Consider the following 7,905-nt stretch of genomic DNA (forward strand, 5'->3'; position numbering starts at 1 on the left):
GCGGCGACAATAGAAGAAATGCAGGAGGTTTGGGCATGAAGAGGGTTTGGATCGCGGCGCTGCTGGCCGGCAGCGCGATGACATCGGCGCAGGCGGCGCAGGAAAACGGCTATAGCCGCACCGAGGGCGGGGTGGTCGTCACGCCCACCGGCGGCAGCGCGGCACGCGTGGAAGTCACCGTGCACGGCGACGGCATCTTCCATGTCATCGCCACGCCCAAGGGCGTCGACACCGGCACGCTCGCCCCCAGCCTGATGGCGCCCAATCCGCCGGCCGCCGGCGCGTTCGAGGTGCGCAGCGCCAATGGCCATGTGCTGGTCGAGGCCAAGCGCGCCACCGCCGATATCGACATCGCCACCGGCCGCGTCCGCTTCATCGATGCCAAGGGCCGCGAGCTGCTCGCCGAATCCGGTCAGGCCGCGTTCAAGCCGGTCACCGTCGAGGGCAAGCCGTTCGTGCGCGTCAGCCAGCAGTTCAACCGCAGCACCGACGAGGGGCTGTACGGCCTGGGGCAGCACCAGAACGCGCAGATGAACTATAATGGCGAGGACGTCGAACTCGCCCAGCACAATATGGACATCGCGGTGCCGTTCGTCGTCTCGACGCGCAGCTACGGCCTGTTGTGGGACAATGCCAGCATCAGCCGCTTCGGCAACCCTGCGCCCTACACGCTGGTGGGCGAGGGGCTGAAGGTCACCAGCGGCGGCAAGCCGGGCTGGAAGGCGGAGTATTTCCTCGACGGCAAGCCTGCGGTCACCCGCCAGGAAGCGACGATCAACTACCAGTATATCAAGGACCAGAAGAACTGGCCCGAGGCGGCCAAGGCGCAGACCGTCGCGGCGACCGGCGGCCAGAACACCGCCGGCAACGCGGTGCAGAAGCAGACCGTGGTGTGGACCGGCGACGTCCAGCCCGAGGTGACCGGCACCCACAAGTTCCAGCTCTACGGCTCGAGCTATTACAAGGTCTATGCCGACGGAAAGCTGGTGCTCGACCGCTGGCGGCAGAACTGGAACCCCTGGTACGCGAATTTCGACTTGGCCATGGTCAAGGGCAAGCCGGTGCAGATCCGCATCGAGTGGGAGCCCAATGCCGGCTATATGGCGCTGCTCCACAATGATCCGCTGCCCGCCCCCGATCGCCATTCGGTATGGTTCACCAGCGAGGTGGGTCAGGCCAAGAACTATTGGTTCGTGCCTGCGGACACGCTCGACGGCGTGATCGCCGGCTATCGCCAGCTCACCGGCAAGGCCGAGATGATGCCGAAATGGGTCTATGGCTTCTGGCAGTCGCGCCAGCGCTACGACACCGCCGCCGAGGTGACCGGCGTGGTCGACAAATATCGTTCGCTGAACATCCCGCTCGACAATATCGTGCTCGACTGGCGCTACTGGCGCGACGACGACTGGGGCAGCCACAAGTTCGATCGCACCCGCTTCCCCGATCCCAAGGCGATGATCGACAAGGTGCATGACCAGCACGCCAATTTCATGATTTCGGTCTGGCCCAAATTCTATCCGACCACCGACACCTACAAGGAACTGAACGCGGCGGGTGCGGCCTATCAGGGCAATCTGCGCCAGGGGAACAAGGACTGGGTCGGCCCGGGCTATGCCAACACCTTCTACGATCCCTATTCGGCCGAAGGGCGCCGGATATTCTGGAAGCAGATCCAGGAGCGGCTGGGCGTGCTCGGCACCGATGCCTGGTGGGCGGATGCCAGCGAGCCGGACATGCACTCGAACCTCTCGATCGAGGAGCGGATCGACACCATGGGTCCCACCGCGATCGGCCCGGCGCAGCAATATTTCAACAGCTACCCGCTGATGAACGCGCGCGCCTTCTTCGAGGGCTGGCGCAGCTTCAAGCCCGATGTGCGGCCGTTCCTGCTCACCCGTTCGGGCTTCGGCGGGCTGCAGCGCTACGGCGCGGCGATCTGGTCGGGCGACGTCGCGACCCGCTGGTATGATCTGCGCGCGCAGATTTCGGCGGGCGTGAACGCCTCGATGTCGGGCCTTCCGAACTGGACGCACGACATTGGTGGCTTCGCGGTGGAGCCGCGCTTCGAGACCAAGAACCCGAAGCCGGAGGATCTCGCGGAATGGCGCGAGCTCAACTTGCGCTGGTTCCAGTTCGGCGCGTTCAGCCCGCTGTTCCGCAGCCATGGCGAATCGCCGTATCGCGAGATCTACGAGATTTCGCCGGAAGGCTCGCCGATGCGCGCCTCGATGGTGTGGTACGACCAGCTCCGCTACCGGCTGATGCCCTATATCTACACGGTGGGTGCCGACACCTATATGAAGGACGGCAGCATCATGCGGGGCATGGCGATGGACTTCCCGTCCGATGCCAAGGCGCGCACGATCAACGACCAGTATCTGTTCGGCGACGCCTTCCTCGTCGCGCCGGTGACCGAGTACAAGGCGCGCAGCCGCACCGTCTACTTCCCCGGCACCGGCACCTGGTACGACTTCGGTTCCGCCAAGACCTATCGCGGCGGCACCATCGCCGGAATCCAGGCGCCGGCGGAGCGGATGCCGCTGTTCGTCAAGGCGGGCGCGATCGTGCCGATGGGCCCGGTGACGCAATATGTGGACCAGCAGCGCGACGCGCCGCTGACCATCACCGTCTATACCGGCGCGAACGGCCAGTTCTCGCTCTACGAGGATGATGGCCGCAGCGAGCAGTACAAGACCGGCGCGTTCAGCCGCATCCCGCTCAGTTACGACGACAAGGCCGGCACCCTGACCATCGGCGCACGCGAAGGCAAGGGCTGGGCAGGCATGCCCGCGGCCCGCAGCTTCCGCGTCAAGTGGGTGAGCGCCGGCAAGCCGGTGACCGACGACAATGGCTTCGATACCGAGGTTCGGTACGAAGGCGGCGCCCTCGTGGTGAAGCGGGGCTGACATGATCGGATCAGGGTGGCAGCGTCGCAGCGTTTTGGCGGGGCTTGCCGCCCTGCCGGCCGTCGCACGGGCGCAGGTGGTGGCGAAGGGGCCGGTGCAGGCAAGCTGGCCCTCGTTGGTGGCGAACTATCGCTATCCGGACTGGTTTCGCGATGCGAAGTTCGGGATCTGGTCGCACTGGGGGCCGCAATCGGTGCCCGAACAGGGGGACTGGTATGGCCGCCACATGTACATCCAGGGCCACCCGGCCTCGGACTTCCATCGCAAGACCTATGGCCACCCTGCCGATATCGGCTTCATGGAGGTCCAGAACCGCTGGACGGCCGAGCGCTGGGACCCCGAGGGCCTGATGCGGCGCTTCGTGAAGGCAGGCGCGAAATATTTCGTGTCGCTCGCCTGCCATCACGACAATCTCGACTGCTACGACAGCGCGCACCATGGCTGGAACAGCCTGCGCGTGGGGCCGAAGCGAGACGTGGTCGGCACCTGGGAGAAGGTGGCGCGCGCGGCCGGGCTGCGCTTCGGCGTTTCCAACCACGCCTCGCACGCCTGGCACTGGTACCAGACGGCCTATGGCTATGATCCCGAAGGCCCCCGCAGGGGCGAGCGCTACGACGCCTTCCGCCTGACCAAGGCCGATGGCGCGGGCAGGTGGTGGGAGGGGCTGGACCCGCAGATCCTCTATACCGGCAAGCATTTCGTGGCGCCCGACGGCATCGACACGATGCAGGCGATGGGCAAGTGGCACGAAAAGAATGACGGCCAGTGGCTGGAGACGGTGCCCCCCGGCGACATCGATTATGCGAGGCGCTGGCTCCTCCGCCAGGTCGACCTGGTCACCAAGTACAAGCCGGACTTCTGCTATTTCGACAATTACGAGTTGCCGTTCGGGCCGATCGGCCTCGCGGCGGTGGCGGACTATTACAACCGCTCGATCGATTGGCATGGCAAGATCGACGTGGTCGCGACCGCGAAGAAGCTGAACCCCTATGCCCGGTTCGGCCTGGTGCAGGACGTCGAGCGCGGCTTTTCCGACCATCTGTGGGACGAGCCCTGGCAGACCGACACCTGCCTGGGCGACTGGTTCTACCGCCGCAGCCTCTACACCGACAAGGCATATAAGTCCGCGGCCGACGTGCTGCAGCGGCTCGCCGATGTCGTCTCGAAGAACGGCAACCTGCTGCTTTCGGTGCCGCAGCGCGGCGACGGCACGATCGATGCCGAGGAAGAGAAGATCCTCGACGATCTGGGCGCCTGGATGGCGGTGAACGGCGAGGCGATTTTCGGCACCCGGCCGTGGCGGACCTATGGCGAGGGGCCGACCCAGCTCGCCTCGGGCATGCAGAACGAAGGCGCGTTCAAGGGCTTCACCGAGCGGGACGTGCGCTTCACGTGCCGGGGCGATGCGCTGTACCTGTTCTTCCTCAAGGCGCCGAGCGCACCCGTGACGGTCAAGGCGCTCGGCCTGAAGGCGGGCCGGGTGGCGCGGGCGCGGCTGCTGGGCGGCGGCGATGTGGCCTTCCGGCAATCGGAGGCGGGTCTTACCGTCACGCTGCCCCAGGGGTTGGGGACGGTGCCGGTGGTCCGGATCGACGGGCTTCGGCGCGCGTAAGGGATGCGGGGGCGGTCGAAAGCGGCCGCCCCCCACCAGCGATCGTCATTCCCGCGCAGGCGGGAATCATTTTGCCAGGACGTTGCGGATGGAGACGCGCCGGCGACCCCAATGGATCCCTGCATGCGCGGGGATGACGGTTGAAATATGGGGGAGCCACTACGCACCGCCGCGTGGCCCGTGCGGGCAAATACTTCTGTCAGAAGAGGAAAATGGTGCTGCCGGCGAGGATTGAACTCGCGACCTCAGCCTTACCAAGGATGCGCTCTACCACTGAGCTACGGCAGCACTGTTTTCCAACCGCGGCGACCAGCGCCGTGCGGGAGGGGCCTATTTGCTTGGGGGCCCGTGATTGTCAACCCGCATCGCGAAGGTTTATCGCTTTTCGCATGAAGGATGTGGATAAGCAGGCTCGACTGGCCGAAAAACTGCGCGAAAACCTGCGGCGGCGCAAAGCGCAAGCGCGCGAGGCGAAGGCGGAAGCGGCGGGGCAGGGGACAGAAGCGCCCCCCGAATCGGCGGACTGACAAGATCCTCCCCGGAACGGGGAGGGGGACCGCCGCCGCAGGCGGTGGTGGAGGGGGCTCTCCACGAGGGACTCGCCCGCTGCGCTTCCCCTCCACCAAGCCGCTGCGCGTCTTGGTCCCCCTCCCCGTTCCGGGGAGGATCTAGATCACCCGATCGGCGCGCACTTGGCTTCCAGCCAGGCGCGCTCGTCGCCGTCCAGCTGCGGGCCGACGATCGCCAGCACCTCGGCATGATAGGCATCCAGCCACGCGCGCTCCTCGGGCGTGAGCAGTTCGGGGAGGATCAGGCTGCGCTCGATCGGGGCGAAGGTGAGCGTCTCGAACGCCAGCATCGGCTTGTCGCCGCCGGGGATCGTCCGTTCGATGATGTGGACCAGATTCTCGATGCGAATGCCGTATTCGCCCGCCTTGTAGTAGCCGGGCTCGTTCGAGAGGAACATGCCCGCCCGCAGCGGCTCCAGCGCCTGTCCGCCGGGATAGGAAGGCGGGGCGATGCGCTGCGGGCCTTCGTGGACCGAGAGATAGGCGCCGACGCCGTGGCCGGTGCCATGGGCGAAGTCGAGGCCCGCTTCCCAAAGCGGCCGCCGCGCGAAGCCGTCGATCTGCGCGCCGGTGGTGCCGTCCGGGAAGATCGCGGTAGCGATGGCGATATGGCCCTTGAGCACGCGGGTGAAGCGGTCCTTCATCTCGTGGCTCGCTTCGCCGACCGGCATCACGCGGGTCACGTCGGTGGTGCCGTCGCCGTACTGGCCGCCGGAATCGATCAGGAACAGCTGGCCGCGCTCGATGCTCAGGCTCGATTCCTCGGTGACCTTGTAGTGCGGGATCGCGCCATTGGGGCCGGTGGCGGAGATGGTGTCGAACGACAGGTCCTTGAGCCGACCCGTCGCCTCGCGGAAATCGCGCAGCTTGTCGGCGGCGGACATCTCGGTGAGGCCGCCCTGCGGCGCGGTTTCCTCGAACCATTTGAGGAAGCGGCTGAGCGCGGCGCCGTCGCGGGCCTGCGCGGCCTTGTGCCCGGCGACCTCGGCCGGGTTCTTGATCGCCTTGGCGAGGATCACCGGGTCGCGCAGCGCGACGACGGTGGCGCCGCCCGCCTCCAGCGCTTCGAAAATCGCCGAGACCGCCGTGCCCGGGTCCGCCACCACGCGCTTGCCGGCGAATCCCCCCAGAGCGGGCGCGAAGGCCGCGCGATCGTGGATGCGCACCGCGTTGCCGAGATGCTGGCGCACCGCGTCGGTCATCTTCTCCGGCGCGACGAAGAGGTCGGCGGTGCCGTCGGCATGGATCACGGTATAGGCGAGCGCCACCGGCGTGTGGGAGACATCGTCGCCGCGCACGTTGAAGGTCCAGGCGATCGAATCGAGCGCGGCGATCACCACCGCGTCGGCGCCCCGCGCCTGCAGCCAGTCGGCGATATCGGCGCGCTTGGCGGCGGAGGACTTGCCGGCCAGTGCGTCGTCGAGCACCGCCAGCGGCGCATCGGAGGGGCTGGGCTGTTCGGCCCAGACGGCGTCGATCGGGTTGCGGGTGACGGGGACGAGCGCGGCGCCCTTTTCGGCCAGCGCCTTGCGGGCCTCCTCCACCCAGGCGCGGGTATGCAGCCAGGGATCATAGCCGATGCGACCGCCCTTCGGGGCGTGCGCGCGTAGCCAGTCGGCAATGCTGGTCGCCGGCACGCCGACATATTCCCAGTGATCGGCGGAGACCTGCTGGCGTACCTGCAGCGTGTAGCGCCCGTCGGTGAAGATCGCGGCCTGCTCGCTCAGCACCACGGCGCTGCCGGCCGAACCCTGAAAGCCGGTGAGCCACGCCAGACGCTGGGCATATTCGCCGACATATTCGGACATGTGCTCGTCGGTGAGCGGCACGACGAAGCCGTCGAGCGCATCCTGCGCGAGCTGCGCGCGCAGCGCGGTCAGACGATCGGCATAGCTGGACATATGCGTGGTTCCTGCATCTTCGGGGGCGGCGCGGAGCGCGCCGCGGAATGGCCGGTTTCTGGCCGATGCAGGCAGTTTTGGAAAGGGGCGGGACCGGCGCCCGCCCCTTCGGTCATTCAGCGACGGACGCGCACATAGGTGCAGCGGTTCTTCGCGGTGATGGTGCGGTCGATCGCGCGGCCGCCCAGCGCACCGGCGACACCACCGGCCGCGGCGCCGAGCAGACCGCCGCCGACCACCGACGGACCGGCGATCGCGCCGGCGACGCCGCCCGCGATCAGGCCTGCCTCGCCCTTCGACTTGCGGCACTTCTTGACATAGCGATAGTTGCGGCTGGACTTGGACTTGCCTTCGTAGCGCGACTGGGCGCTGGCGACGCCGATCGGCATCGCGACCGGCATGGCCAGGGCAAAGGCGGCGAGCGCGGCGATTGTCTTACGCATATTCGGACCCCATCTTCGGTTCGTGTTCGATGCGCATCAATGTGCCATGCCGCATTTCGGTTGCATGAACCCGCAAGGATCGGGAGGGCCGCGGTGATCTCGGGCGGCAGCCGGGCGCGCGGCGCGGCGGCGGCGATCGCGGTGGAGGCGCTGCTGGCGATGCTGCTGTTCGCCGGACTGCGCGCGCATAGGGCGCCTCGCCACGACCCCGAGGCCGTGCTGCTGAGCTTCGATGTGCCGCCACCCCCGCCGCCGCCGGCACCGGAACCCGCCAGGCGGCGGGCGGCGCCCAAGGCCGAAGGTGCCTCGGCACCGCCCAACCGCGTAGCCAGGGCGACCGAGGTCGCTGCACCGCCGCCGCTGGTGGTGCTCCAGCCGCCCCCGCTGGTGACCGCGCCCAAGCCCGCGACCGCCAGCGACTCGTCGTCCGGCGCAGCGCCGGTGGCGGGGCCGGGGACCGGTGCGGGCGGGGAG

The 7,905-nt window shown here is 67.7% G+C and carries 5 protein-coding genes, 1 tRNA gene and 1 pseudogene; 4 read left to right on the top strand and 3 right to left on the bottom strand.

The features are described 5' to 3' along the window. The first annotated feature begins 35 nt into the window (after positions 1-35). A complete protein-coding gene (locus S2M10_RS09850) occupies positions 36-2,906 on the top strand; it encodes a TIM-barrel domain-containing protein (RefSeq protein WP_168845890.1) in 2,871 nt (956 codons plus the stop codon). Between the two features lies 1 nt (position 2,907). Next, positions 2,908-4,518 (top strand): alpha-L-fucosidase, encoded by a 1,611-nt coding sequence (locus S2M10_RS09855; protein ID WP_168845891.1) that lies wholly within the window; start codon positions 2,908-2,910, stop codon positions 4,516-4,518. 213 nt (positions 4,519-4,731) lie between these two features. Here the strand turns inward: S2M10_RS09855 and S2M10_RS09860 are convergent. Then, positions 4,732-4,806: transfer RNA gene (locus S2M10_RS09860), tRNA-Thr, on the bottom strand. 101 nt (positions 4,807-4,907) lie between these two features. Between S2M10_RS09860 and S2M10_RS09865 the strand changes: the two genes are divergently transcribed. Continuing rightward, entirely contained in the window at positions 4,908-5,045 is a 138-nt protein-coding gene (locus S2M10_RS09865) for a hypothetical protein (protein ID WP_168845892.1), read from the top strand. A 146-nt stretch (positions 5,046-5,191) separates the two neighbouring features. On the opposite strand, the gene S2M10_RS09870 is transcribed toward S2M10_RS09865, so the two are convergent. Further along, on the bottom strand, positions 5,192-6,988 hold the full coding sequence (locus S2M10_RS09870) for an aminopeptidase P family protein (RefSeq protein WP_168845893.1): 1,797 nt from the start codon (positions 6,986-6,988) through the stop codon (positions 5,192-5,194). Positions 6,989-7,104: 116 nt separating this feature from the next. Next, positions 7,105-7,431: a hypothetical protein gene (locus S2M10_RS09875; RefSeq protein ID WP_168845894.1), complete on the bottom strand. Its 327-nt coding sequence runs from the start codon at positions 7,429-7,431 to the stop codon at positions 7,105-7,107. Between the two features lie 93 nt (positions 7,432-7,524). On the opposite strand from S2M10_RS09875, the pseudogene S2M10_RS09880 reads away from it, so the two are divergent. After that, a pseudogene (locus S2M10_RS09880) lies at positions 7,525-7,905 on the top strand (energy transducer TonB); the annotation flags it as partial.

Origin of the sequence: Sphingomonas sp. S2M10, from assembly GCF_012650175.1 — a bacterium.
Taxonomy (GTDB): domain Bacteria; phylum Pseudomonadota; class Alphaproteobacteria; order Sphingomonadales; family Sphingomonadaceae; genus Sphingomonas.

Bases quoted from the DNA above. Each gene is read 5' to 3' on its own strand.
- S2M10_RS09850 (WP_168845890.1), top strand. From the start codon at position 36: ATGAAGAGGGTTTGGATCGCGGCGCTGCTGGCCGGCAGCGCGATGACA.
- S2M10_RS09855 (WP_168845891.1), top strand. From the start codon at position 2,908: ATGATCGGATCAGGGTGGCAGCGTCGCAGCGTTTTGGCGGGGCTTGCC.
- S2M10_RS09865 (WP_168845892.1), top strand. From the start codon at position 4,908: ATGAAGGATGTGGATAAGCAGGCTCGACTGGCCGAAAAACTGCGCGAA.
- S2M10_RS09870 (WP_168845893.1), bottom strand. From the start codon at position 6,988: ATGTCCAGCTATGCCGATCGTCTGACCGCGCTGCGCGCGCAGCTCGCG.
- S2M10_RS09875 (WP_168845894.1), bottom strand. From the start codon at position 7,431: ATGCGTAAGACAATCGCCGCGCTCGCCGCCTTTGCCCTGGCCATGCCG.